Source organism: Paenarthrobacter sp. CAP02 (assembly GCF_040137855.1).
Classification (GTDB): Bacteria; Actinomycetota; Actinomycetes; order Actinomycetales; family Micrococcaceae; genus Arthrobacter.
This window is the reverse complement of record NZ_JBEEII010000003.1, coordinates 298,083-323,388: the sequence shown is the minus strand read 5'-3', so window position 1 is coordinate 323,388 and position 25,306 is coordinate 298,083. Positions and strand designations below refer to the sequence as shown.

The window sequence follows — 25,306 nt, the reverse complement described above, 5'->3', positions numbered from 1 at the left end:
GTAGCCACCCAAACCGCGGACGGCCCTTGTTGCCCGCCGGTTGCTGCGTACGGCGGATAAGATCGACAAAGGAAAATCCCTGTCGCAGCGGCACCGAATGCCGCGGAACCTGGAGCACATATATGTCTGAAGCAGTATCGGCCCCCCGCAGCGTCCTCATCACCGGCGGCAACCGCGGCATCGGCCTGGCCATCGCGGAATCGTTCCTCGCCAACGGTGACAAGGTCGCCGTCACCTACCGCAGTGAAACAGAACTGCCTGAGGGAATCCTGGGCGTCAAAGCCGATGTGACCGATGAGGCGTCGATCGATGCTGCGTTCAAGATCGTCGAGGAAGCCCACGGTCCCGTGGAGGTCCTGGTGGCGAATGCCGGGATCACCAAGGACACCCTTCTGCTCCGCATGAGCGAGGAGGACTTCACGTCGGTCCTGGACACAAACCTCACTGGCGCATTCCGCGTCATCAAGAGGGCGTCCAAGGGCATGATCCGGCTGCGGAAAGGCCGCGTGGTCCTTATTTCGTCGGTGTCCGGGCTCTACGGTGCACCTGGCCAGATCAATTACTCCGCCTCCAAAGCCGGCATGGTGGGCATCGCGCGGTCGCTGACCCGTGAACTCGGCAGCCGCGGGATCACGGCGAACGTAGTGGCTCCGGGCTTCATCAACACGGACATGACTGCCGAACTGCCCGAAGAAACACAGAAATCGTATCTGGCCAACGTTCCGGCCGGTCGCTTCGCGGAGGCATCCGAAGTAGCCGACGTCGTTCGCTGGGTAGCCAGCGACGAAGCCGCCTACATCTCAGGTGCTGTCATCCCGGTGGACGGCGGACTGGGAATGGGCCACTAGCCACGACGGCAGTTTTTTGTCCGGGGGCGACAAAGGGTTTGGTCCGTGCCACTGGCAAGATGGAAACCGAGCCCACGGATTTTGGATGAAGTGAACAAAAGGAGCACGAATGGGAATGCTGGATAACAAGACCGCGATCGTCACGGGGTCTTCCCGTGGAATTGGAGCGGAAGTTGCCAAGATCCTCGCTGGCGAGGGTGCCGCCGTCGTCGTCAACTACCGCCAAAAGGCGCCCCGCGCCAACAAGGTTGTAGCTGACATCCAGGCGGCAGGCGGCCGGGCTGCGGCTGTGGGAGCGGACCTCACCACGGACGAAGGCGTACACGCCCTGGCCAGCACCGCGATGGAGGAATTCGGCTCCTTGGATATCCTGGTGCTCAATGCTTCGGGCGGCATGGAGTCGGGCATGGAGGAAGGCTACGCGCTCAAGTTGAACCGCGACGCCCAGGTCAACATGCTCAATGCCGCTGTGCCGCTGATGCCGGAGGGCTCGCGGGTTGTCTTCGTAACCAGCCACCAGGCCCACTTCGTGGAAACCGTGCCCACGATGCCCGAATACGAGCCCGTTGCCAAGAGCAAGCGTGCCGGCGAGGACGCACTGCGCGCCCTCCTGCCGAATCTGGCCGACAAGGGGATCTCCTTGGTGGTCGTTTCTGGTGACATGATCGAAGGAACAGTGACTGCCACCCTCTTGGACCGTTCAAATCCAGGTGCCATTGAAGCCCGCCGCGCCGAAGCCGGAAAGCTCTACTCCGTTCAGGAGTTTGCAGCGGAGGTTGCCAAAATGGTTACCGCAGACGTGGAATCGGGACACACCGAATACGTTGGCGGCTCTGACTACTTCAACAAGTCAGGCGAGTAGCAGCAGTAGATCGCCTCATACGGAACGGCCCGGGACAGCGTCCCGGGCCGTTCCGCTTTAAGTCTCCGGCTGCATTTCGGGGTGGAACAATGCTCGATGACAATTAGATAAATATCGCCCAAAACCGCGTCACGAATTATAAAGATCTGTTTTGCGCTTTTCTTTTTGCATTTGTTCCGGGCGTCTGATTGACTCTGAAAAGCGCCTCCTTCGAGGCTCGTCACTCATTAGCGGTACCCATGCCAAAGCCGCTGGACTCACACGGTGCGGCTCATACAGGAGTTTCTTTGGACTTACTACTGCATGCGGATGATATTCATGCGTCCTATGAACAGCGCCAAATCCTCAGAGGGGTCAGCCTTTCGCTGAATCGCGGCGAAATTCTCGGCATGATCGGAACCAACGGTGCCGGAAAAACAACGCTCATGGGCGTCCTCGCAGGGACCCATCAACACCAGGCCGGCCACATCATGCTGGCGGGCGAGAAGTATCGGCCCGAGTCCGCAGAGGAAGCGCGAGCGTGCGGCGTCGGGCTCATCCCGCAGAACTTCCGGCTGGACCCTGAATTGACCATCGCCAAGGCAATCTTTCGAGGAACATTCCAGGCCGGCAAGCGCCATGAAGAACTCCGTGGCCGGGCCGCCGAACTCATCCGGGACATCGGCGTCACCATGGATCCGGACGCCAAGGTGGGCACCCTGATCCGCGCCGAGCAGGCTCTTGTGGAAGTTCTCAGGATGGTTGCCGAAGAAGCCCAGTTGGTCATCATGGACGAGGTTGCCGCGTCACTTCCGGACCACGATGTTGCCGTCCTTCATCAGGTCCTGCGCATGCTGACCAGGCAAGGCCGCGCAATTATCTACATCACCCATCGCCTGGATGAGGTCCGTTCCATCGCCCACCGCATCGCCGTGCTCAGGGATGGCAGGGTCCATAAAGTCCTGGAAGCCAGCCAGACCAACGTAGACGAACTGGCGTTCCTGCTCCTCAATCACGAGTTGGAGGGCAACGTCAGGCCCACCGGCCGATCAGACACGGGGGAGGCCTTGCGCGTGGTCGACCTTAGCGTCGATGACGCCGTGCGGGGAGTCTCCTTTGACGTCTCCAAGGGAGAGTTTTTCGGCCTTGTGGGAACACATCGCTCCGGCGTCTATCAGCTGGTCGAGGCATTGGCAGGCGTACATCCAAGCACCTCCGGCGAGATCCGCATCCGGGGTGAGCGCGTGGAGATCCGCGGGATCCACGACGCAGCGAGGCTAAAGATCGGTTACCTCTCAGATACGGCCGAATCGGCGCCGACCGATGCCAGCATAACGGAAGGCCTTCAGAGCAGCGGCAGCCCGAGCGGGGACCTGGAGGAGGAGATCGCCACGTTGAGGAGCGTGGTTGAGGTGGTTCGACGCATGCGCATCAACACCACCAACATCCACGGTGCCTTGGACACTCTTTCCGGAGGTGACCGGCAAAAGGTGCAGCTGGCCAAATGGATGAGTGCCGGCTGCGAAGTGCTGATTCTCAGCCACCCCAGCCGCGGCATCGACATTGGCGCCAAGGAAGTCGTCTACGAGATGCTGAGCGAACTCAGCGAGCTCGGGGTCGCGATCATTCTGTTGTCGTCGGATTTGTCGGAGTTGGTTGGCTGGTGCCACCGGATCGGGGTGATGCGCGATGGCGAGCTGGTCACCATTGAGGCCAATGCCAACACGAACGAGGACGTCCTGGTCCACCACATGCTGGGCGTGAAGTTTGAGTCGGGGACCAGAGACGCGCGGCGGGTCATGACCTGATCCGCAGCCGGCTATCCGGAATAGGTTACTGATGACGAAAAAGGACGGTCGCGGTGTACGCGGCCGTCCTCTCCCGTTCAAAACGCAGGCGCTAGATACTGACGCCCTTGGAGATGCTGCTGAGTTTGTGGCGTGCCAGGGCCAGGTTCGCGTACGTGCGATCAAGCACCAAATACACGAAAAGGCCTTTGGAGCCTTCAGAGTTCAGGACGTTGATCAGGTGGTACTGGGTGCCCAGGGTGATGAGGATGTCTTCGATGTTGCTGTCCAGCTTCAGATCCGCCATGGTTCGCAGTTTTGAACTGACCACGTTGGAGTTGCCGGCCGCGGCCACCCCGAGGTCGAAGCCGGGGTTTCCGCCCTGCGCCAGGGCCATCCCACTGGAGTAGTCAACGATGGCTGCCCCTGTAGCGCCCTCTATGGACAGCAGTTGCTTCATGGCGTCATCAAGTGAGCTCATAATGGATTCTTCCTGTTCTGTTTCGTCATGGCCGGAATCCGTGAAGTACATGGTTCGGGTCTCCTGGTATAGAGGCGTTCCGCTGGAAGATCCAGGCTCGAACACCTCCGCTGCCGGCAGTTCGTCCCCTTGAGGTTCGACCCCGAGGAATTCATGAAGTGGTGTCGGACTTTCTTCTGCGGCAAAGGACGTCAATTCGCCGGCGTCCAGACCGTCATTACGCTTCCACCACTTCCATGTGCGTCCCGAACGGTCCACCACCTGCCCTGCACTTCCTTCATCCCGGACCGTTATTGCATAACGGATGTCCTTTTGAAGTTTCCATCCTCACACACGGAATTGGGCACAGCATATTCCCTTGGACATTTAATGCGATCGGGTGACAATCGAATAAATTAGTGCGAATTCACCGTCATGAAATGCAAGGCGCCTACACTTATGCGCTTTCAATCTCATGGCAAATAGGGCAGTAGCCAGGGAAGACTCCGGCGACCTAGACGTTGGCGATGTGCCGGACTGCGTCCAGATACGGCATGTTGATGGCGGCGTCCGCCACGGCGCGAACGGCCGGTTTGGCATTGAAGGCAATGCCGATCCCGGCTGCATCCAGCATGTCCAGGTCGTTGGCGCCATCACCCACCGCAATGGTGTGCTCCAGGCTGATGCCCTCGGCAGCGGCCCATTCGCGCAGGTATTTCTCCTTGGCAGCGCGGTCAATAACCGCGCCGAGTACCTTGCCGGTCAACGCGCCGTCGACAATTTCCAGCTCGTTGGCGATCCAGTAATCCAGGCCCAGCCCGCCCGCAATCGGTTCAAGGATCTGGTTGAACCCACCTGACACAACGGCCACGGTGTGGCCGGCGGCCTTGAACGCCGCAACCAGTTCAGCCGCACCGAGGCTGAGGCGAACTTCTTCCCGGACGGAATCGACGACGGCGGCGGGCAGCCCGGCGAGCACTGCAACCCGCGCGTGCAGGCTCTGTGCGAAGTCGAGCTCGCCCCGCATGGCTGCCTCTGTGACAGCAGCGACTTCCTCCCGTTTACCTGCATGGGCGGCCAAAAGCTCGATGACTTCCTGTTGGATCAAAGTTGAGTCGACATCCATGATGAGCAGCTTCCGCGCTGCCTGCCGCAGCCCCTGGGGAACAATGGCCGTATCAACTCCAGGGCCTGCCACCTCAGCTACCTTGCGTCGCACGCCGGCGAGGTCCGAGGCCGCATCCTCGAGGGGCGTGAGTTCCACTGTGTGAACGGCGAAGCGCTCATCTGCGGAGTGTGATTCGGACGACACTGTGACGCCGGCGCCAGCCAGGGCAAAGCGGATATTTTCCAGGGATTCGGCGGTCAAGTTCACGCCATAGCTGACCGCAGCCAAGTTCGAAGTCATGGCCCCAATCCTACTGAGGGCGCCGCACCCGCCCGAATTCATTTCATGTCACCGGGCATGCGCCGCAACCGGTTATCAGTCATGTGGATTTTTGTCCTAGTGTCTACTGCTATGAGTGATGTTCTGGAATTGGCTTCCGTCAGCGTTGTCCGAGGCAAAAAGACCCTGCTGGACAAGGTTGACTGGCAGGTCAACGAAGGCGAACGCTGGGTCATCCTGGGCCCCAACGGCGCCGGCAAGACGACCCTCCTCCAGATTGCCGCAGCGCGACTGCACCCCAGCAGCGGCCAGGCAGGGATTCTCGACGAAGTTCTTGGACGCGTCGACGTCTTTGAACTGCGTCCCAGGATCGGACTGTCGTCCGCAGCACTTGCGACCCAAATCCCGGAACACGAGAACGTGCTCAATGTGGTGGTCACGGCAGCCTATGGCGTAACCGGCCGCTGGCGGGAAGGCTACGAACGCGACGACGAACGTCGTGCTTTCCGCCTGCTCAACGACTGGGGAATGGGCCCGCTGCTTAACCGCACCTTTGCCACCCTGTCCGAAGGGGAGCGCAAGCGCGTCCAGATTGCCCGGGCACTCATGACCGATCCTGAACTGCTTCTCCTCGACGAACCTGCAGCCGGCCTGGATGTGGGGGGCCGCGAAGAACTCGTCCACAAGCTCGGCGAGCTCGCCAGCGACGAGGACGCCCCTGCCATGGTCCTGGTGACCCACCACCTTGAAGAAGTGCCCCCGGGCTTCACCCACGCCATGCTCCTGCGCGAAGGCGGTGTCGTGGCCGCGGGTCCCATCAAGGAAGTGTTGACTGACGAACACCTGAGCAACACCTTCGGCCTGCCCCTGAACGTTACCGAAAACGCCGGCCGCTACACGGCCGTCGCCCGCCGATAGGCAGACCCGAAACCACAATGGAAATCCTTAACGACATCCTGGTCTTCTTCGCGGGCTTGTGGGCCGGAACCATCAATGCGGTGGTCGGCTCCGGCACGTTGGTGACCTTCCCTGTACTTATTGCCATTGGTGTGACGCCGGTGGTTGCCTCCATGAGCAATGCCATGGGCCTGGTAGCGGGCAACGCCGCCGGTGCATGGGGCTATCGGCGCGAGCTTGCCGGTCGCGGCAGGCAGTTGATGAAACTGTTGCCGGCCTCGTTGCTGGGCGGTATAACCGGGGCTTGGCTGCTGCTGCACCTGCCGGAGAAGGTGTTCCACTACGTCGCCCCTGTGCTGCTGGTGGTGGCACTGCTGATGGTGGTCTTCCAGCCCAAGCTGCAGGGCTGGGTGCGCAGCAGGGAACAAAACCCCGAGCATGCGATCCGCGATCGAAGCCACGGCGTACTGCTGGTGGTCCTCGTGTACCTTGCCGGTGTTTATGGTGGCTACTTCGTCGCAGCCCAGGGGATTCTCCTGGTGGGAATCCTGGGGGTCTTCCTCTCGGGAACCATGCAGAACGCGAATGCCATGAAGAACATCTTGGTCCTTGGCGTCAACATGGTCGCCGCCGTTTCCTACTTGATTTTCGCCTTTGACCGCATCGAATGGTTCTTTGTCCTGATCATTGCCGTGAGTTCCACCATCGGCGGACTCATCGGTTCGAAAGTGGGGCGGAAGCTCTCCCCGAAAGTCCTACGGGCCGTCATTTTCGCGCTCGGCCTCGTTGCACTGGGCTTCATGATCGCCAACCTGCTGAAGTAATCCCCTGTGACCTTTCACTACCTCGAGTCCGCAGATGATCCACGTGTCACGGACTACACCACCCTCACCGACGTCCACCTTCGCAAACTCCGCGAGCCGGAGGAGGGCATGTACATCGCCGAATCCTCCCGGGTACTCCGCCGGGCGCTGGCTGCGGGACACCAGCCCCGTTCTTTCTTCCTTGCCGAAAAGTGGTTGGCGGACCTCGACGACGTTTTCCGGCAATACCCCGACGTTCCGGTTTTCATTGGCAAGGCCGACCTGCTGGAACAGATCACCGGGTTCCACCTCCACCGCGGAGCGATGGCAGCCATGCACCGGCCAGCGCCTGTTCCCTTGGAAGAACTCCTCGCGAAAGCCCAGCGCGTGGCCGTGCTGGAGGACATCGTGGACCACACCAACGTGGGCGCAATCTTCCGGTCGGCGGCAGCGCTGGGCGTCGACGCAGTCCTGGTCTCGCCACGTTGCGGTGATCCGCTGTACAGGCGCAGCGTCCGCGTGAGCATGGGCACGGTCTTCCAGGTCCCGTGGGCGCGCTTGGAAAGCTGGCCGGATGACTTGTCCCGTCTGAAGGAACAGGGCTTCACGGTGGCCGCCATGGAGCTGACGGCGGATGCGGTAGACCTCGATGATCTGGCCGCCCGGCAGATCCCCAAACTTGCCCTGGTCCTTGGTACCGAAGGCGCCGGCATGAGCGAGGAAACGCTCGCCGCCGTCGATCTCGCCGTCAAAATCCCGATGCGCGCTGGCGTGGATTCACTTAACGTGGCCGCGGCCTCCGCGGTGGCGTTCTGGGAACTCCGTCCGCGGGACTGAAGCCGGTTCGTGTGGCATGGACGTTTCCGCTATGATTGGTTGTTGGCCCAGCCGCTGGAATATTCACTGTCCAGTCACGGACCACCTCCATTCATACCTGGCAGCTGGCAAAATCCAGTTGCGTGAACAAAAGGTCCCATTATGAAGTCTGATATCCACCCGAAGTACGAAGCTGTTGTCTTCAACGACCTGGCCTCCGGTACGCAGTTCCTGACCAAGTCCACCGTGTCTTCCTCGAAGACCATCGAGTGGGAAGACGGAAAAACCTACCCGGTTATCGACGTCGAAATCTCTTCGGAGTCCCACCCGTTCTACACGGGCAAGCAGCGCATCATGGACTCCGCTGGCCGCGTCGAGCGCTTCAACGCTCGCTTCAAGGGCTTCGGCGGCAAGAAGTAACCACTTCACCCCGAGTCTTTTCAAAAGCCCGCATCGCCGTCATTCCGGCAATGCGGGCTTTTGCGTTTTCCGGCAAGATGGAGAGCATGACTTCCCAGCCCACGCCTGAAACCCGGAACCACGACGACGACACCCGCCTTCACGGCGAATATAAGGTTCCCGGCGGAAAACTGGTGGTGGTTGACCTTGAGGTGGCGAACGGCCACTTCGCCAATGTCTCCCTGAGCGGAGACTTCTTTTTGGAGCCCGACGAGGCCCTGCAGGACATCAACAAGGCACTGACAGGACTGCCGGGCACGTCAACGGCAGCGGACATTGCCGCGGCCGTAACCGCGGGCTTGCCTGAAGGTGCCGTACTGTTCGGCTTCTCCGCAGAAGCCGTGGCCATAACAGTTCGGCGGGCCTTGTCCAAGGCCACCGGCTGGTCAGACCACCAATGGGAAGTCATCCCACCGACGGTCCTGCCAACCGAGGTCAACGTGGCCCTGGACGAAGTCCTCACTGAGGAGGTCGGTGCCGGGCTGCGGAACCCGACGCTGCGGTTCTGGGACTGGGAAGAGCCCTCTGTGGTGATTGGCAGCTTTCAGTCAGTGCGTAACGAAGTGGACCCCGACGGCGTGTCCCGGCACGGCATCACCGTGGTGCGCAGGATCAGCGGCGGGGGAGCGATGTTCATGGAGGCAGGAAACTGCATCACGTATTCGCTGTACCTTCCGCAGACACTGGTGGACGGCATCAGTTTCGCGGACTCCTATGCCTTCCTTGACTCCTGGGTCATGGCCGCGTTGGAGAAGCTCGGCATCAACGCTTTCTACGTCCCGCTCAACGACATTGCAACGGACCAGGGCAAAATCGGCGGAGCAGCACAGAAGCGGCTTGCCAACGGGGGCATGCTCCATCACGTCACCATGAGCTACGACATCGACGCCGACAAGATGGTGGAGGTTCTGCGCATCGGCAAGGAGAAGTTGTCCGACAAGGGAACCCGGAGTGCCAAGAAGCGCGTGGATCCCTTGCGTCGGCAGACCGGCTTGGCCCGGTCCGCCATCCTCAAGGCCATGCAGGAAGTCTTTACCGAGCGCTATGGCGCAGTCGAGTCCCGGCTCAGTGAAGCGGAGCTCGATGAAGCCCGAAAACGGGTTGACGCGAAGTTCGGCACGGACGAATGGCTGAACCGGGTTCCCTGACGGGTTCTATTCCGCCGGCCTAGCCCTTGGCGGCCTGCGCAGTCAGGGCACGCAACAGGTGGCTGCGCTGCTCGATAATGATGCGCCGCAACGCACGCGGAGCGTAACCATGTTCGGCCAGCCATTCGTCGGTGCGGAGCACCACCGGGTGCCGGGCAGGTTCCATGCCGTCGCCAAGGTCTTGGGCGGCCGGGAACAGTCCGCGGACAATCCTTCCGGCAATTTCAATGCTGCGCTCCGCCCACACCTTTTCAAGGGAGTCGAAATACGGCTCCACGTAGGGCTCCAGCATGGCAGCCGGGGCCGTGGCGAAGCCGGCAATGGTCGCGCTCAGGATTTCATTGGAGAGTCCGGTACCCAGGACCGCCGAATCCCATGCCGCGGCCTTCACCGAAGGGTCTGGGCGGGCCGCCGAGGCAAGAGCGTGGCCCTCACGTCCTGAGGCCGTCTTGTCCGCTTCCAGTTCCCGGTCGAGCTCAGCTTGCGACGCCTGTCCGTGGGCTGCCAGGGCCTGCCACAGGCTCCAGCGCAGTTCTGCGTCGACTGCGAGTCCGTCAATGACAACGCTGCCGTCAAGGATGCTGCGCAGCAGGGAGAGCTCAGTTTCGCCTTGCCGCGAGACATCCGCGAGTGTCCTGGCCCAGGCGAGTTGCTGGTCCGACCCCGCTGGGGCAGCCTTCAACTGTGCGGCAGCAACGGCCAGGAAGTCCTTGCGGACACCGTCCCGCGTCTTAGCAGGCACGAATCGCTCAATGGCGGTGGAGGCGTTGCCCAGGACATTGAGCAGGACTCCAATGCCGGTTTCGGCCGGAGCGAACTGTTCCACCGCGGCGACATACCGGGCTGCAGGGGTGACGCCGTCGCGGGCCGAATCCCAAAGCGCCGTCCAGCACAGTGCCCGGGCCATGGGGTCCTGGATCTTGTCCAGCGAAGACCTCACCGTGAGTTCGGATCCGGGATCGAGCCTGATCTTTGCATAGCTCAGGTCGTCATCGTTGACCAACAGCAGGGCAGGCCGGGGCTTGCCGTTCAGCTCGGCCACCAGGGTGCTGGGACCGTCCACATCAATTTCGATACTTTCGGTCCTGACAAGGGCACCGTCTGCGTTGGGGTCATACAAGCCAAGCCGCATGCGGTGGGGGCGGAGTTCCTGGTGCCCTGTGATGGGGTCGATGGCGTCCTGTTGGAGCGTCACCGCGCCCAGCGTCCCGTCGTCTTCGACAATCCCGGCTGAAATGGTGGAGATTCCGGAAGTCTGCAGCCATTGGCGCGTCCAACCGGACAGGTCCCGGCCCGAGGAGGCACTTAGCGCTTCCAGCAGGTCCTTCAGGGAGGTGTTGCCGTAGGCGTGGTCGCGGAAATATTGGCGTGATCCGGCGATGAAGGCGTCAAAACCGACGTAGGCAACCAACTGTTTCAGGACCGAAGCGCCCTTGGCGTAGGTGATGCCGTCGAAGTTCTGCTTGGCCGCCTCAAGGTCCGGAATGTCGGCAACGATCGGGTGGGTGGTGGGCAACTGGTCCTGCAGGTACGCCCAAGCCTTGCGTTTGCTGGCGAAGTTCACCCATGCGGATTCCCAGTCAGTGGCACGATCCACGCCAAGGGTTCCCATGTAGTCGGCGAACGACTCCTTGAGCCAGAGATCGTCCCACCAGTTCATGGTGACGAGATCGCCGAACCACATGTGTGCCATCTCGTGCATCAGGGTGTTGGCGCGTCCCTGGTACTGGGCGTCGGTGGCCCGCGAGGCGTAGACATACTTTTCCGTGAAGGTGACCAGTCCGGGATTTTCCATGGCCCCGAGGTTGTATTCGGGCACGAATGCCTGATCGTACTTGCCCCATGGGTAGGGATAGTCGAAGAGGGCGTTAAAGAACTCCAACCCGTTCTTGGTCAAGCGGAACAGCTCGTCGGCGTCGAAAGCGTCTGCCAATGAGGCGCGGCAGTAAAGTGCCAGCGGCACCTCAAGCCGGGTGTCGCCGTCGAGCGTTGCTCCCCAGTGGTCCGTCGCTTTGAAGTATGGCCCGGCCAGCACCGTGGTGATGTACGTGGACATCCGCTTGGTGGTTTCGAAGTCCCATTGGGCCGCTTTGGGGTCATCCACCAAGGGTGTCCGTGCGGCCTCCACGCCATTGGACGCGACCTCCCAGCCAGCAGGCGCGATCACGTGGAAGGTGAATTCGGCTTTGAGGTCGGGCTGCTCGAAGTTGGCGAAGACGCGTCGACTGTCTGCCGGTTCATACTGGGTGTAGAGGTAGCACTGCCCGTCGGCGGGATCAACGAAGCGGTGCATGCCTTCCCCTGAGCGGCTGTAGAGTGCCGTCCCGGCTACCGTCACCTGGTTGTCTGCAGCGAGGTTTTCGAGGATGACCCGGTCCCGGTCCACCACCGCATCGACGTCCAGGGCCTGGCCGTTCAGCACCACCGACTTCACGCTCCCGCTGATGAAGTCCAGGAACGTTGCAGAGCCGGGCTCGGCGGAGAAAGTGATGGTGCTGGTGCTCGGATAGCCGGCGACTGCGGGATCTGCCGCGTCGCGGACATCGAGGATGACGTCGTAGCTGTGGGTGGTGATCAGGGCTGAGCGGGTTGCGGCTTCATCGCGCGACAGATTGTGATTCGACACACGGCTATCTAATCATGATCCAGGCAGCAACCAGGCCCAGCGATGCGATGAGCAGCCAAGAGCCCAGGGCCACCATCACAGCGCGTCCACCCGTGTGGATCAGCGTGCGGACGCGCACGGCGGATCCCAGTCCGAAAAGCGCCGATGCGAGCAGGATGTCCTGGACCAGGGCGGCTCCTTCCAGGACCGCCGGGGGAGCCCAGCCCACGGATCGCACAGCGACCATGGCAAGGAAGCCGAGCACAAAAAGCGGAACGATAGGCGGGAACCTACCGTCGGTCCCGTCATCCTGGCCGGCACCATTGGCCCGCTTCCGCACATGGTCGACGCGCTGATGCAGTCCCGCCGCCGCCACTACCGGAGCCAGCAGGACAACCCGCGTCAATTTCACGACGACGGCGATCGCCAGGGCCGCCGTCCCCGCAGTTTGCGCCGTGGCCACCACCTGGCCCACATCGTGCACGGAAGCGCCGGTCCATGCCCCAAACTGTTCCGGGTTCAGGTTCAGGGGGTGCATGAGGAGGGGCAACACGCCAATGGCAAGGGTCCCGCATAGCGTTACGAGCGCCACCGGGAGCACAGTGTCCTGATGCCTGATGCGCCGCACAGCAGCCATCGCGCCGATAGCCGAGGCGCCGCAGATGGAGAAACCCGTGGCGATCAGCAGGGCGGTCTCGCCAGGCAGCCGCAGTAAGCGGGCCAACCCATAGGTGCCCACAAAGCTGACCAGCACCACACCGGCTATGAGGACCAGGGACAACCAGCCCAGTCCCAGCACATCCTGAATGCTGACCTTGAGGCCCAGCAGCACGATTCCGGCCCGCATGAGGTGCTTTCCGGCGAAGTCCAGGCCCGGGCGGGCGCGCCCTGCAGTGAGGACAGAGGTGCCCGGTATATTTGCTGAGAGCAAGCCCAAGGCAACAGCGAGAGTCATTGCTGGAACAGCTGGCAAGACCGCGTGGATGGTGAAGGCAAGGCCCGTTGCGGCGAAGCACAGGACCAACCCCGGCCCCAACGGGGACAGCTGGGAAGCGGGACTCTTGAAGGGCATGCCTCAACCCTGCCGGATGGGGGCACGGAAAGGCGAACCGGGGGTTCCCGGAAACAGCGACACAATCAACGCGAAATGCGCTCGACTCGAAAAGGTGATTGTCTAATTCCCATGTCTGACCTATTCCAGGATTACTCCGAGGCCGCCGCCCGCAGTGGCGCCTACGACGAGATGTTTGCCCCGGGCCACGTAGCCAGAAAATCCTACGGTCAGGTTTCCGGTGCCTTGCGCGAGCTTTCCCTGGCGGATGTCACCGCCAGGGCGGACTCCATGGCCCGCACCTTCCTGGACCGCGGAGTGACCTTCGACTATGCGGGGGAGGAGCGGCCCTTCCCGCTCGATATTGTTCCCCGCGTCATCCCGGCCGACGAATGGGACGTCCTGGAGCGCGGTGTCGCCCAGCGTGTAAAGGCCCTTGAAGCATTCCTCAACGACGTCTACGGACGCATGGCGGTGGTGGCCGATGGCGTGATCCCACGGCAGCTCGTCACCACCAGCGCGCACTTCCACCGGGCGGTCCACGGCTTTGAACCGTCCGGCGGGGTCCGTGTGCACGTCTCGGGTATCGACGTCGTCCGCGATGCTGCCGGAACATTCCGCGTGCTGGAGGACAACGTCCGTGTCCCGTCGGGCGTAAGCTACGTCCTGGAAAACCGCCGGGCCATGGCAAAGGGCCTACCTGAAGCGTTCGGCCAGCAGCACATCAGGCCCGTGGAGGAATACCCCCGGCGGCTGCTTTCGGCCCTGCGCAAAACAGCACCGGCCGGCGTCGACGATCCGACGGTTGTTGTCCTGACTCCGGGTGTCTTCAACAGCGCCTACTTTGATCACACCCTCCTCGCCGGCCTGATGGGCGTGGAACTGGTGGAAGGGCGCGACCTCATCTGCCGTGGCAACCGTGTCTACATGCGGACCACCGCGGGTGAACAGCGTGTGGACGTGATCTACAAGCGCATTGATGACGACTTCCTCGATCCCCTCCAGTTCCGCTCCGATTCCATGCTGGGTTGCCCCGGTTTGGTCAACGCTGCCCGTGCGGGCGGAGTCACCATCGCCAACGCAGTAGGCAACGGCGTAGCCGATGACAAGCTCGTGTACAGTTACGTGCCTGACCTGATCCGGTACTACCTCCACGAAGAGCCGATCATCGCCAACGTCGACACTTTCCGACTCGAGGAAAAGGAAGCCAGGGAGCATGTTCTGGACCGCCTCGATGAATTGGTGGTCAAGCCGGTTGACGGCTCGGGCGGCAAGGGCTTGGTTATTGGCCCGGACGCCTCCAAGGACGAACTGGATGCCTTGCGCAAGCGTGTGATCGCCGACCCCCGCGGGTGGATCGCCCAGCCTGTCCTGCAGCTCTCCACGGTGCCGACCCTTTCGGGCGACAAGTTCGGTCCCCGCCACGTGGACCTGCGTCCGTTTGCCGTGAACGACGGCGACGACGTCTGGGTCCTGCCCGGTGGCTTGACCCGGGTTGCGCTGAAGGAAGGGTCCCTGATTGTGAACTCCAGCCAAGGCGGTGGTTCCAAGGACACCTGGGTGCTGGCCAATTCACCGGAGTTGCCTGCCGAGTTCATCCCGCGCCAGTCCGTGACCGTGCGTGAGCAGGTTTCTGTGTGGCCTGTCGAAAGCAACTGGCGCGACCGGCAGACGGAGCAACAGCAGTGAAACCCCTCCACCAACTACTTGAACTCCGACAGGCACGACGTGAAGGAGGCACAGTTCCATGCTGAGCCGTATTGCTGAGTCACTCTTTTGGATCGGACGCTACGTAGAACGCGCCGACGGTACTGCCCGGATCCTTGACGTGCACCTGGAGCGCCTGAACCACCTTCCCCTCGAGGAGCAGCGCAGCGTGGCGCGGGAACTGCTCGCCGTCATGGGCGCCAAACCCCAGAGCGAGGACTTCGGCCTGCCTGAACTGCTCCATGCCCTGGCCTACGACAAGCAGAGCGCCTCCTCGATCGCCGGTTCCCTCGGGGCAGCCCGGGAAAACGCGCGGCGTGCCCGGGAGACCGTCTCGCAATCCCTGTGGGAAAGCCTCAACACGACGTACTACGGCCTCAACCAGCACCGCAAGGACGTCGTTGGGACATACCGTTTCTGCAACTGGGTGCTTGAACGGACCGCGATGGTTCGAGGACTGGCTGATACGACCGTCAGCCACGACGAAAGCTGGCTGTTCATGGTGCTGGGGCGCTCCCTTGAGCGTGCCGACATGACCGCCCGCATGCTGTCCACCCGTGATGTCCAGTCGGCTGGTATGTCCTGGGTCAACATGCTGCGCTGTGCCGGTGCCTACGAATCCTTCATCCGCACCCGCCGGGCAGCCTTCGGGGACCAGCACGCAGCCGAATTCCTGCTCCTGGACCGCTTGTTTCCCCGCTCGATCGTGTACGCGTTGCGCGACGCCGATGAGTGCCTTGCCAAGCTGGACCCCTCGGCGCAGCGCGTTGGTTTCATCAACGACGCCCGGCGGATCGTGGGCCAGGCCCGGACCTTCCTTGAGTTCCACCGCACCGATGACCTCATGTCTGAACTGCCCGAGCACATGGAACGTGTGCAGAAGGCCGTGACACAGGCTTCTGATGCCATTTCCCGTAAGTACTTCAATCAGGCTGATGAACACGCCTGGGTGGGAGAAGTTTCATGACCCGGCTGAGCATCGTCCACAAGACGGCCTACAAGTACAACCGCCGCGTGACCCTGTCCTACAACGAGGCCCGGATGACCCCGTTGACGGACGGACAGCAGGTGGTCCTGGAAGCGTCCCTGAAGGTCTCACCGAACCAGGCTTCCGTGAGCACCTACCGCGACTATTGGGGCACCCGGGTCACGGCCTTCGATATGCAGATGCCGCACGAAAGCCTGGAAGTGCTTGCAACGGCCACGGTGGAGGTCCACCGCAGTGAGCGCGTGGCAACGGAAGACGACATTGTTGGTTGGGACGTCATCGCCTCGGACAAGATCCAGGACGAATTCAGCGACTGGCTGCCCCAGTCGCGGTTGAGCGGCCCCGGTGAAGAGGTACTCGACATTGTTCCCGGCATTGTCGAAGGAAAGAACCCCCATGAGGCGGCGTTGGCGGTGTTCGAGTGGATGGCCGGCGAGATGACCTACATGAAGGGCACCACCGGCGTGACGACGAATGCCGAGCAGGCGTGGTCGCAGCGCCAGGGTGTGTGCCAGGACCTGGCCCACCTTGCCATTGGAGCCCTGCGCTGCAGCGGCATCCCGGCCCGCTACGTGTCCGGTTACATCCACCCGCGGTCCTCGGCTGACATCGGGGAAACAGTAGCCGGACAGTCGCACGCCTGGTTGGAATGGTGGGACGGCGAATGGCGCAGCTGGGACCCCACCAACCACAAACCGGCCGGCGACTATCACGTCACTGTCGCGAGGGGCCGCGACTACCGAGACGTTCCTCCGCTGAAGGGAATCCTTTCCGGCGGCGGAGGCTCTGGGCTCTCCGTTTCGGTGGAGATCACCCGTCTCGCGTAGAAGCCCCTATATAGCCAAGGCCCTTAAGAAGAACTCTTAAGGGCCTTGGCTGTACTCAATATAATTCTCTACCAGGGGGACGGCTTGTAGTCCTTGAGAAACACGCCGTACTGGTCCTCGCCCTTTTCGCCCATCACGATGGGGTCGTAGACGCGCGCGGCACCGTCCACCAAGTCCAAGGGAGCATGGAAACCTTCTTCCATCAGCCTGACCTTGGTGTAGTGCGGACGTTCATCGGTGATCCAGCCCGTGTCCACGGCGGTCATGAGGATGCCGTCGGAGTCCAGCATCTCCTGGGCGCTGGTCCGGGTCATCATATTCAACGCAGCCTTGGCCATGTTGGTGTGGGGGTGCCCGGGGCCCTTGTAGGCGCGCGAGAACTGCCCTTCCATCGCTGAGACGTTCACGATGTACTTGCGATGTGCCGTGGAACGCTTCATCGCCCCACGCAGCCGGCTGACCAGCAGGAAGGGTGCGGTGACATTGCACAGCTGGACCTCGAGCATCTCCAGGGGATCCACTTCGTCCACCACCTGGGTCCAGCTGTTGATCGAGGCCAGGTCCGGGACCAGTCCGCCGGCATCAATGGCTGTCCCCGATTCGATACGCTCCAGGGACGCAGAACCCGTCGAGAGCGCCAAGGACGTGATCGCATCACCAGCCAGCACCGGGTGTTCGGTGACGCTGCTGGCCAGAGCCAAGGGGTGCTTGTCATGCGCATGGCCGAACGTCACCAGCTCGGGTCCGCCGTTGGCCGCTTCCAGGGCGGCAGGCAACGGTTCGTCTTCGGCATCCACCAGCGGTTTGTAGGCATTGCCTGAACGCCGCACAGTCTGGGCTGCATTGTTGATGATGATGTCCAACGGTCCGGCCTCGTTGAGCGAATCCGTGAGCGCCATGACCTGGGCCGGGTCGCGAAGGTCGATGCCAACGATACGTAGGCGGTGCAGCCATTCCGAGCTGTCTTCCATCGCGGCAAAACGACGGGCGGCGTCCTTGGGGAAACGGGTGGTGATGGTGGTGTGGGCGCCGTCCCGGAGCAGGCGCAGGGCAATGTACATGCCAATCTTGGCGCGTCCGCCGGTCAACAACGCCCTCCGGCCAGTGAGGTCGGTGCGGGCATCACGCTTGCTGTGGCTGAAGGCCGCGCATTCCGGACACAACTGGTGGTAGAAAGCATCCACCTGGGTGTAATGCTTTTTGCAGATGTAGCAGGGGCGGGAACGGATGAGGTGGCCGGCGATCTCGCCTGTGGCCGAGGGTGCAAGCTTGTTGCCCCGGGTTTCGTCGTCGATCCGGTCCGGGGCGGCCGTTGCTGTCAGGGCAATAACGGCACGGTCAGCTTCGGCGATGGAGTCGCGCTTGGTGACGCGGCGGTGGCGCTTGACGGCCTTGAACATCTTGCCGGTGGCACGCCGGACAGCAACGTAGTCCGGGTGCTCTTCGTCGTAGACGTGGATCGTTGTCAGAACCTTGAGGCAGGCCTGGATCTCTTCAGGCGTCAGATCGGTGGAGCTCATTGACCTGATTTTACAGCCTTGGGAGCCTTCGGCCTGCCTCGGGTTCTGTCAGCGTACGGCCGGCGGGTTAGTGCGCGGCTCCCTGGGAAGCAGCGTCCGCCACTCGGGCCTGGATTCCAGCGGCTACCTTTTCGGCGGAGTCACGGATGTCGGGATCGTGGTGTGTGGCTGCCTTGACCGCTTCCGGAAGGCTGCGGCGATGCTGGGCTGACAGAGCGAGCTCGGCTTCGCCTGGCTCCGGGACCACCTGGCCCTTCGCGAGGACAGTGATTCCGGACTCCGTGACCTTGTATCCACGTGCCCTGTCCAGCTCCGGGTCCAAGCCGATGGCAGCCCCCGCGGGGACCTTGACGTTCTTGTCCAGGATGGCGCGCTTGATCACGGCGCCTTCACCCACACGGACCTTGTCCATGAGGACGGAGTCCTGGATACGGCTCCCAGCCGCCACGTACGCATCGTTGGAAAGGACGGATCCTTCAACGATGCCTCCGGAAATCACCACGCCGCTGGCCACGATGGAATCGAGGGCGGTGCCCACCGTGTTGTTTTCGCCGCGAACAAACTTTGCCGGCGGGGAAATGCTTTGGCGGGTGTAAATGGGCCATTCGGAGTTGTAGAGGTTGAAGACAGGGACGGGGGAGATGAGGTCCATGTGTGCGTCATAGAACGAGTCGATGGTCCCTACGTCCCGCCAGTAAGTACGATCCCGGTCCGTAGCTCCGGGGATGTCATTGAGCGTGAAGTCGTACACGCCGGCTTCGCCCTGGTCAACGAAATAGGGGATGATGTCGCCACCCATGTCGTGCTTGGTGTCGAGCCGTTCCGCGTCAACGTGCAGTGCCTCAACCAACGCATCGGCGTCGAAGACGTAGTTGCCCATGGAGGCAAGGAACTGCGTGGGGTCGGCTGCGAGCCCGGGGGTGCTGGCAGGCTTCTCCACAAAGGCGGCAATCTTCTGGGGATCGTTCTGGTCTACCTCGATCACGCCGAACTGGTTGGCCATGTTCAGCGGCTGGCGGACTGCGGCCACGGTGGCCTTGGCACCGCTGGCGATGTGCTGCTCCACCATCTGCGAGAAGTCCATGCGGTACACGTGATCGGCGCCGACCACTACCACGATGTCCGGGGCGTCGTCATGGATGAGGTTCAGCGATTGGTAGATGGCGTTTGCACTGCCAAGGAACCAGCTCTTGCCCACGCGCTGCTGCGCCGGAACCGACGCTACGTAACGGCCCAACTGCGTGGACATGCGCCAGGTTTCAGAGATGTGGCGGTCAAGGCTATGCGACTTGTATTGCGTCAGCACAACTATTTTCAAGTATCCCGAGTTAACGAGATTGGATAATGCAAAGTCGATGAGCCGGTAGCCGCCGGCAAACGGAACCGCGGGCTTGGCCCGGTCCGCCGTCAGCGGCATGAGTCGGTTGCCCTCGCCGCCAGCCAATACAATTGCCAAAACTTTCTTCAACGCCATGGTCACTGCTCCCCGTACGTCTTCGTAGCCCCCAAAAGTCCGATTTTCCGGACTCTTTCACACTAGAACACATACGCCGGAACGACTACGTTGGTTAGCGTGCGAATAGACATTGTGACTAAAGAATTCCCTCCGGAAATTTATGGCGGTGCCGGTGTCCACGTTGCCGAGCTCAGCCGGGTGCTGGCAAAGCACGTCGACCTTCACGTCAGGGCGTTCGGTGCGCCCCGTGATGCCGACTACCACGGGGCTACTGTGGCGTCATACGCCACGCCCGAAGACCTCGGCGATGCCAACGCCGCAATCCAAACGCTGGGCGTGGACCTGAGGATCGTTCCGGACATTGCGGGAGCGGACCTCGTCCACTCGCACACCTGGTACGCCAACATGGGCGGCCACCTCGCTTCGCTGCTGCACGGCATTCCGCATGTCCTGAGCGCCCACAGCCTTGAGCCCCTGCGCCCATGGAAGGCTGAACAGCTTGGAGGCGGCTATGCCCTGTCCTCCTGGGTGGAAAAGACCGCTTATGAGGCTGCCGCTGCCATCATCGCCGTATCCGACGGCATGCGCCAGGACATCCTCCGCAGCTACCCCAGCGTGGATCCGGACAAGGTCCGCGTGGTCCACAACGGCATCGACGTCTCCCTGTGGGAGCGTGATGAAGAGGACGACGCGATCCGGGCGTTGGGGATCGATCCCGCCAAGCCGAGCGTGGTGTTCGTGGGGCGCAACACGCGCCAGAAGGGCGTTCCCTACCTGCTTCGCGCGGCTTCGAGCTTGCCGGACGATGTCCAGCTGGTGCTGTGCCTCGGCGCCGCGGACACCCCGGAGCTGGCTGCGGAAACTGCCCGCCTCATCGAGGAACTGCAGACCAAACGCGAAGGCGTGGTCCTGATTGAGCGGATGCTCCCGCGGCGGGAACTGATCCAGGTCCTCAGCCATGCCACCGCCTTCGCATGCCCGTCGATCTACGAGCCCCTGGGCATCGTGAACCTTGAGGCCATGGCCTGCGGCGCAGCCGTGGTGGCCAGCGCAACCGGCGGCATCCCCGAAGTGGTCCAGCACGGGGAAACCGGCCTGCTGGTCCAACTGGAACAGGTCACCGACGGAACCGGCACCCCGCTGGATCCGGAAAAGTTCGTCAGCGATTTCGCGGCGGCTTTGAACGAAGTGGTGGCTGACCCGGCCCGGGCCCGCGAAATGGGTATTGCCGGCCGGCGAAGGGCAGAGGAGCACTTCTCCTGGGAATCCATCACCGAAACAACCCTTGAGGTGTACCGCTCGGTCCTGCGCTGAGGCACAGCGTCCAACCAGCAGTCCAAACCACGACGGCGCCGCCCCACTTCGGTGGGGACGGCGCCGTCGGGCGTTAACAAAGCTTCCGCAACTGTTCACCGCCTGTCAGCGGAGTACTGCTAACGGGACTTGGCGGCCTTCAAGGCAAGCAGGGCTTTCTCGTCGGCAGGAGCGGTGCCACTGGCGCGCTGCCCACGGAAATGTTCGCGGGCCTGGTCCTGCCGGGTGGCTTCAGCCCCGGTCGCGATGGCAGCGCGCAGGTGTTCCGGGCCGTATCCAAAGGCATCAACGAGGTCCAGTGCGTGTGGCCGGATCTTGACCAGCAGGCGGTTGATGTAGGTGCCCACGGTCCGGCCACGCTGCATGGACAACCTGCCGTTCATGAGGAACCAGGAGAGGTGCTTCTCGATCAGCGACAAGCCGAACAGATCACGCAGCCAGGTCAGGACACGCTTGGTTCCCTCATCGGCAACGTGGGGGAGTGCCTCGGTGAAAGCCTCCCACTGCAGGAGTTCCGCGTGGGCCTGTGCAGCTTCGATGAGTTCGTGTTGGTGCTGGTTGAACAATGCTGCGGCCTGGTGCTGGGGAAGCTTGTTGGCACCCTTGAGTGCCGCACCCACCTCAGCGACCATGGACTGGACCCGGTCAGCGAGCAAGGTCCGCTGGCCTTCTTCGTCCCGCAGCGCGAGAGCCGCTTTTTGGACCGAGCCGGTGTCGGCAACGAACTGTGCAACCTGCCGCAGGCCCGTCCTGTGCAAGGCCACCCCGGCGGCCTGATCCACGACGTAGCGGGCAAGGACGCCGAAGTCGGCGCTGCGGAATTCCTTGGCGTAATCGGCCAGCAATCGCTTTGCCACCAGCTGCAGCAGGACGGTGTTGTCGCCCTCGAAGGTCACATACACGTCCAGGTCCGCACGCAGGGAGGCGAAGCGGTTCTCGATCAGGAAGCCGGCACCGCCGCATGCTTCGCGGCATTCCTGCAGCGTATCCAGGGCATGCCAGGTGCTGAGCGGCTTGAGCGCGGCAGCGAGCGTTTCCAGGTCCTGCCGGTCGGCGTCAGTGTCGTGCGCGCCCGAGAAGACGTCGTCGAATTTCTGCAGCAGCTGTTCGTGCGCGAAGCTGGCTGCGTAGGTCGTGGCCAGCCTGGTGAACAGGCGCCGCTGGTGCCGCTGGTAATCCAATAGCACTTCCTCATCCGTGGCGGACGAGGCATTGAACTGCCGGCGTTCGGTGGCGTACTGGATGGCCGTCTTGAGCGCGAGCTTGCTCGCCGCAACCGCGGCGCCGTCCAGAGAAACCCGTCCCTGGACCAGGGTTCCCAACATGGTGAAGAAGCGGCGCCCCGGGCTCTCGATGGTGGAGGTGTAGGTGCCGTCCGCAGCCACGTCGCCATACCGGTTCAGCAGGTTGGTCCGGGGGATACGGACATTGGTGAAGTGCAGCCGGCCGTTGTCGATGCCGTTCAGGCCACCCTTGATGCCGTCGTCCTCGCCGCCGATGCCGGGCAGGAATTCCTTGGTGGCGGGGTCGCGGAGTTCGACGTAGAAAGCGTGGACGCCGTGATTGACATTCTTGGTAATCAGCTGCGCGAAAACGACGGCGGCAAGGCCGTCAGTGGCAGCGTTGCCGATGTAGTCCTTCCAGGCAGCACGGAAGGGCGTGTTGATGACGAATTCCTGGCTGGCTTCGTCATACGTGGCGGTGGTGGCAATGCTGGCCACATCTGAGCCATGCCCTGTTTCGGTCATCGCAAAGCAGCCGGGTATCTCCAGGCTCATGATGCCGGGGAGCCACTTGTCCTGGTGTTCAGCGGTGCCCAGGTGCATCACGGCGGAGCCGAACAGGCCCCACTGCACACCGGCTTTGATCTGCAGGGAGGGATCTGCGGTGACGATCTCCTCGAAGCCTGCGATGTTGCCGCCGTGATCGTCGGAACCGCCCAGGCGGGTCGGGAAGGCGCGGTGGACGGTGTTGTTGTCCACCAGGAATTTCAACTGCTCGAAGACGCGGGCGCGGTGCTCGGTGTGGTGCAACCCTTCGATCTTTTGCACGGCCGGGTTGCCTGCCACCTTGCGGGCCTCGTGACGGATAAGGGCCCACTTGCCGAGGAGTTGCTCCCCGAGCGCGGCCACATCCACGACGGGTTCAGTGGCAGCGGTGGCGGCGTCGTCGCGGCCGGAGGATTTCTGGGCCGATGAGGCCTTGTCCACTACTTCAGTCATGTTGCTTCCTTCTTTGGTTCCGACAACTGATGAGTCATTGCTGGTGTCAGGTGGTGGTCTTGAGGGCCGGAGCGATGCCCAGGCACAGCCAATCGGTAATCTGCCCGGCCATGGTTGCCTGATCGGGCTTTGCGCTGTCCGCGGGGCTTCCCAACCACATCTCGCCGGCATTCCTGACCAACCCGATTGCGGCCGTGGGCCAATAGACGATTACCGACTCGTGGTGGTCGCCGAGGTATTCACGCATGGGCGTGGCGATCATCCCGGTGATCTGTTCGAAAAAATTGCCCAGCGCACCGGATGCCGCGATGGCGTCCTGGGCGGATGCCTCGCCTGGCGAGAGCCGGGTAATAAAGGCGTAGACATTGGGACTTGATTCGGCCATTTGAAGATAAGCGGACACCATGGCCAGCAAACCTTCCCGGGGCGTTTGGGCCTGTTGGGCTGCTTCCTGCATGCGGCGTTGCATTTGTCCGAGGACTACCTCACCCATGGCCTGCTGCAGCCCTGCCTTGTCACCGAAATAGCGGTAGAAAACCGACTTCGATGTGCCCGCGGCGCTTGCGATGTCCTCCATGGAGGAGTCGCTGCCCAGCTTATGCACGGCCTTGCGGGCCGCCTTGATGAGTTCCCGCCGGCGTTCTTCCCGGTGCGACTGCCAGCGGGCGGCCCGGCCGTCAACCACCCCAACGGCACCGGCTTGCGGGGTCGCTGTTGAGACGGCGGATTCATCGTGGCTGTTGTTCACGATACCCAGCGTATCAGGTACGCTGGGTATCAGTAACCCGCATTGATCGAAGGAGACCAGCATGGCTGCATCAGATCTGAACCCGAACGCTTCCCGGGAACACACCGCTAGGCCCACGGCAACCCGCGCCGCCGTTATTGTCGGCGGCAACCGCATCCCCTTCGCCCGGACCGGCGGTGCCTACGCCAAATCCTCCAACCAGGACATGCTGACCGCCTCACTTGAGGGGCTCATTGCCCGGTTTGGCCTGCAGGACGAACGCATCGGCGAAGTCGCGGCCGGAGCGGTGCTCAAGCACTCAAGGGACTTCAACCTCACCCGCGAAGCCGTCCTCGGATCGGCCCTTTCACCCGAGACACCGGCCTACGACCTTCAGCAGGCCTGCGCGACCGGACTGGAGACAGTCCTGGGGCTGGCCAACAAGATCAAGCTGGGCCAGATCGACTCGGCGATCGCCGGCGGCGTTGATTCAGCCTCGGATGCGCCCATCGCAGTGAGCGAGGGCCTCCGCGAGATACTGCTGGACCTGAACCGCGCCAAGACCCCGGTGCAGAAAGTGAAGATCCTCAGCCGCATCAGGCCCAAGGACCTGGCACCCGATGCCCCGAACACCGGCGAACCGCGGACAGGCCTCTCCATGGGGGAGCACCAGGCCCTCACCACCGCACAGTGGAAGATCACCCGTGAGGCCCAGGATGAACTGGCTTTCAACAGCCACCGCAACCTGGCGGCCGCCTACGAGCGGGGCTTCTTCGATGACCTCATCACTCCCTACCGCGGACTCAACCGCGACTCCAACCTCCGCCCCGATACCACGCTGGAGAAGCTGTCCACACTGAAGCCGGTCTTCGGCAAGAACCTTGGCGCCGAGGCAACAATGACGGCCGGCAACTCCACCCCATTGACCGACGGCGCCTCCACCGTCCTGCTGGCAAGCACGGAATGGGCCGATACCCACGGCCTGCCGAAGCTGGCCACGGTCCTGGATGGTGAGGCGGCCGCCGTCGACTTCGTCCACGGCAAGGACGGCCTGCTGATGGCTCCCGTCTTCGCTGTCCCGCGCTTGCTGGCCCGCCATGGACTGACCTTTGAGGACATCGACTTCTTCGAGATCCATGAAGCCTTTGCCGGAACCGTCCTGAGCACGCTGGCCGCATGGGAAGACGAGGAATTCGGCCGCACCCGCCTGGGCCTGGACGGTGCACTGGGCAAGGTGGACCGCGCAAAGCTCAACGTCAACGGATCGTCGCTCGCGGCAGGACACCCTTTCGCCGCAACGGGTGGGAGGATCGTGGCATCGCTTGCCAAGATGCTGCATGAGAAGGGCACCGTCAACGGGCGGCCCGCGCGGGGCCTGATCTCCGTGTGTGCCGCCGGCGGGCAGGGCGTCGTCGCCATACTGGAAGCAGCTTAGGGGGAGTC

21 protein-coding genes are annotated in these 25,306 nt (G+C 62.5%); 13 read left to right on the top strand and 8 right to left on the bottom strand.

Annotated elements, in window-relative coordinates; translation table 11 throughout:
- Positions 1–122: 122 nt before the first annotated feature.
- The 3 genes from ABHM97_RS07075 (at position 123) to ABHM97_RS07065 (ending at position 3,497) form a co-directional block, all read left to right on the top strand.
- Positions 123–848 carry a beta-ketoacyl-ACP reductase gene (locus ABHM97_RS07075; RefSeq protein WP_257368117.1) on the top strand — a complete coding sequence of 242 codons (726 nt, stop codon included), beginning with the start codon at positions 123–125 and terminating at the stop codon, positions 846–848.
- Between the two features lie 109 nt (positions 849–957).
- Entirely contained in the window at positions 958–1,710 is a 753-nt protein-coding gene (locus ABHM97_RS07070) for an SDR family oxidoreductase (protein ID WP_235521760.1), read from the top strand.
- A gap of 239 nt (positions 1,711–1,949) precedes the next feature.
- Complete coding sequence (locus tag ABHM97_RS07065; RefSeq protein ID WP_349470095.1) at positions 1,950–3,497, top strand: ATP-binding cassette domain-containing protein; 1,548 nt, start codon at positions 1,950–1,952, stop codon at positions 3,495–3,497.
- Positions 3,498–3,588: 91 nt separating this feature from the next.
- On the opposite strand, the gene ABHM97_RS07060 is transcribed toward ABHM97_RS07065, so the two are convergent.
- Complete coding sequence (locus tag ABHM97_RS07060) at positions 3,589–4,218, bottom strand: hypothetical protein (RefSeq protein ID WP_284985670.1); 630 nt, start codon at positions 4,216–4,218, stop codon at positions 3,589–3,591.
- 232 nt (positions 4,219–4,450) lie between these two features.
- Positions 4,451–5,344, bottom strand: a complete 894-nt coding sequence (gene serB / locus ABHM97_RS07055; protein ID WP_349470094.1) for a phosphoserine phosphatase SerB — start codon at positions 5,342–5,344, stop codon at positions 4,451–4,453.
- A gap of 111 nt (positions 5,345–5,455) precedes the next feature.
- On the opposite strand from serB, the gene ABHM97_RS07050 reads away from it, so the two are divergent.
- The 5 genes from ABHM97_RS07050 (at position 5,456) to lplAB (ending at position 9,446) form a co-directional block, all read left to right on the top strand.
- Positions 5,456–6,241, top strand: coding sequence for an ABC transporter ATP-binding protein (locus ABHM97_RS07050; protein WP_257368113.1), 786 nt, complete (start codon positions 5,456–5,458; stop codon positions 6,239–6,241).
- A gap of 17 nt (positions 6,242–6,258) precedes the next feature.
- Positions 6,259–7,044, top strand: coding sequence for a sulfite exporter TauE/SafE family protein (locus ABHM97_RS07045; RefSeq protein ID WP_284985672.1), 786 nt, complete (start codon positions 6,259–6,261; stop codon positions 7,042–7,044).
- 6 nt (positions 7,045–7,050) lie between these two features.
- Positions 7,051–7,860 carry a TrmH family RNA methyltransferase gene (locus ABHM97_RS07040; RefSeq protein ID WP_349470092.1) on the top strand — a complete coding sequence of 270 codons (810 nt, stop codon included), beginning with the start codon at positions 7,051–7,053 and terminating at the stop codon, positions 7,858–7,860.
- A 141-nt stretch (positions 7,861–8,001) separates the two neighbouring features.
- Positions 8,002–8,259 carry a type B 50S ribosomal protein L31 gene (locus tag ABHM97_RS07035; protein ID WP_349470091.1) on the top strand — a complete coding sequence of 86 codons (258 nt, stop codon included), beginning with the start codon at positions 8,002–8,004 and terminating at the stop codon, positions 8,257–8,259.
- An 86-nt stretch (positions 8,260–8,345) separates the two neighbouring features.
- Positions 8,346–9,446, top strand: a complete 1,101-nt coding sequence (lplAB, locus tag ABHM97_RS07030; protein WP_349470090.1) for a lipoate-protein ligase LplAB — start codon at positions 8,346–8,348, stop codon at positions 9,444–9,446.
- 19 nt (positions 9,447–9,465) lie between these two features.
- On the opposite strand, the gene pepN is transcribed toward lplAB, so the two are convergent.
- Both pepN and ABHM97_RS07020 read right to left on the bottom strand, forming a co-directional pair.
- A complete protein-coding gene (gene pepN, locus ABHM97_RS07025) occupies positions 9,466–12,072 on the bottom strand; it encodes an aminopeptidase N (RefSeq protein WP_349470089.1) in 2,607 nt (868 codons plus the stop codon).
- Between the two features lie 4 nt (positions 12,073–12,076).
- On the bottom strand, positions 12,077–13,123 hold the full coding sequence (locus ABHM97_RS07020; protein ID WP_349470088.1) for a YeiH family protein: 1,047 nt from the start codon (positions 13,121–13,123) through the stop codon (positions 12,077–12,079).
- 111 nt (positions 13,124–13,234) lie between these two features.
- On the opposite strand from ABHM97_RS07020, the gene ABHM97_RS07015 reads away from it, so the two are divergent.
- From ABHM97_RS07015 to ABHM97_RS07005, 3 genes are read left to right on the top strand one after another with little or no spacing between them, the layout of a single operon-like run.
- Positions 13,235–14,791 carry a circularly permuted type 2 ATP-grasp protein gene (locus ABHM97_RS07015; RefSeq protein WP_349470086.1) on the top strand — a complete coding sequence of 519 codons (1,557 nt, stop codon included), beginning with the start codon at positions 13,235–13,237 and terminating at the stop codon, positions 14,789–14,791.
- A 58-nt stretch (positions 14,792–14,849) separates the two neighbouring features.
- Positions 14,850–15,776: an alpha-E domain-containing protein gene (locus tag ABHM97_RS07010; RefSeq protein WP_144648266.1), complete on the top strand. Its 927-nt coding sequence runs from the start codon at positions 14,850–14,852 to the stop codon at positions 15,774–15,776.
- Complete coding sequence (locus ABHM97_RS07005) at positions 15,773–16,624, top strand: transglutaminase family protein (protein WP_257368106.1); 852 nt, start codon at positions 15,773–15,775, stop codon at positions 16,622–16,624. The genes ABHM97_RS07010 and ABHM97_RS07005 overlap by 4 nt, the downstream gene beginning before the upstream one ends.
- A 68-nt stretch (positions 16,625–16,692) precedes the next feature.
- On the opposite strand, the gene ABHM97_RS07000 is transcribed toward ABHM97_RS07005, so the two are convergent.
- Complete coding sequence (locus tag ABHM97_RS07000) at positions 16,693–18,144, bottom strand: SDR family NAD(P)-dependent oxidoreductase (RefSeq protein ID WP_349470085.1); 1,452 nt, start codon at positions 18,142–18,144, stop codon at positions 16,693–16,695.
- Between the two features lie 67 nt (positions 18,145–18,211).
- A complete protein-coding gene (gene glgC / locus ABHM97_RS06995; protein WP_235521988.1) occupies positions 18,212–19,624 on the bottom strand; it encodes a glucose-1-phosphate adenylyltransferase in 1,413 nt (470 codons plus the stop codon).
- 93 nt (positions 19,625–19,717) lie between these two features.
- Between glgC and glgA the strand changes: the two genes are divergently transcribed.
- Entirely contained in the window at positions 19,718–20,914 is a 1,197-nt protein-coding gene (gene glgA / locus ABHM97_RS06990) for a glycogen synthase (protein WP_349470084.1), read from the top strand.
- A gap of 119 nt (positions 20,915–21,033) precedes the next feature.
- Here the strand turns inward: glgA and ABHM97_RS06985 are convergent, their stop codons facing one another.
- Both ABHM97_RS06985 and ABHM97_RS06980 read right to left on the bottom strand, forming a co-directional pair.
- Positions 21,034–23,136, bottom strand: coding sequence for an acyl-CoA dehydrogenase family protein (locus tag ABHM97_RS06985; RefSeq protein ID WP_349470083.1), 2,103 nt, complete (start codon positions 23,134–23,136; stop codon positions 21,034–21,036).
- 46 nt (positions 23,137–23,182) lie between these two features.
- Positions 23,183–23,947 carry a TetR/AcrR family transcriptional regulator gene (locus ABHM97_RS06980; RefSeq protein WP_235521991.1) on the bottom strand — a complete coding sequence of 255 codons (765 nt, stop codon included), beginning with the start codon at positions 23,945–23,947 and terminating at the stop codon, positions 23,183–23,185.
- Here ABHM97_RS06980 and ABHM97_RS06975 point away from each other — a divergent pair.
- On the top strand, positions 23,946–25,298 hold the full coding sequence (locus ABHM97_RS06975; protein ID WP_349470082.1) for an acetyl-CoA C-acetyltransferase: 1,353 nt from the start codon (positions 23,946–23,948) through the stop codon (positions 25,296–25,298). The two genes, ABHM97_RS06980 and ABHM97_RS06975, sit on opposite strands and share 2 nt — an antisense overlap.
- The last annotated feature ends 8 nt before the right edge of the window (positions 25,299–25,306 follow it).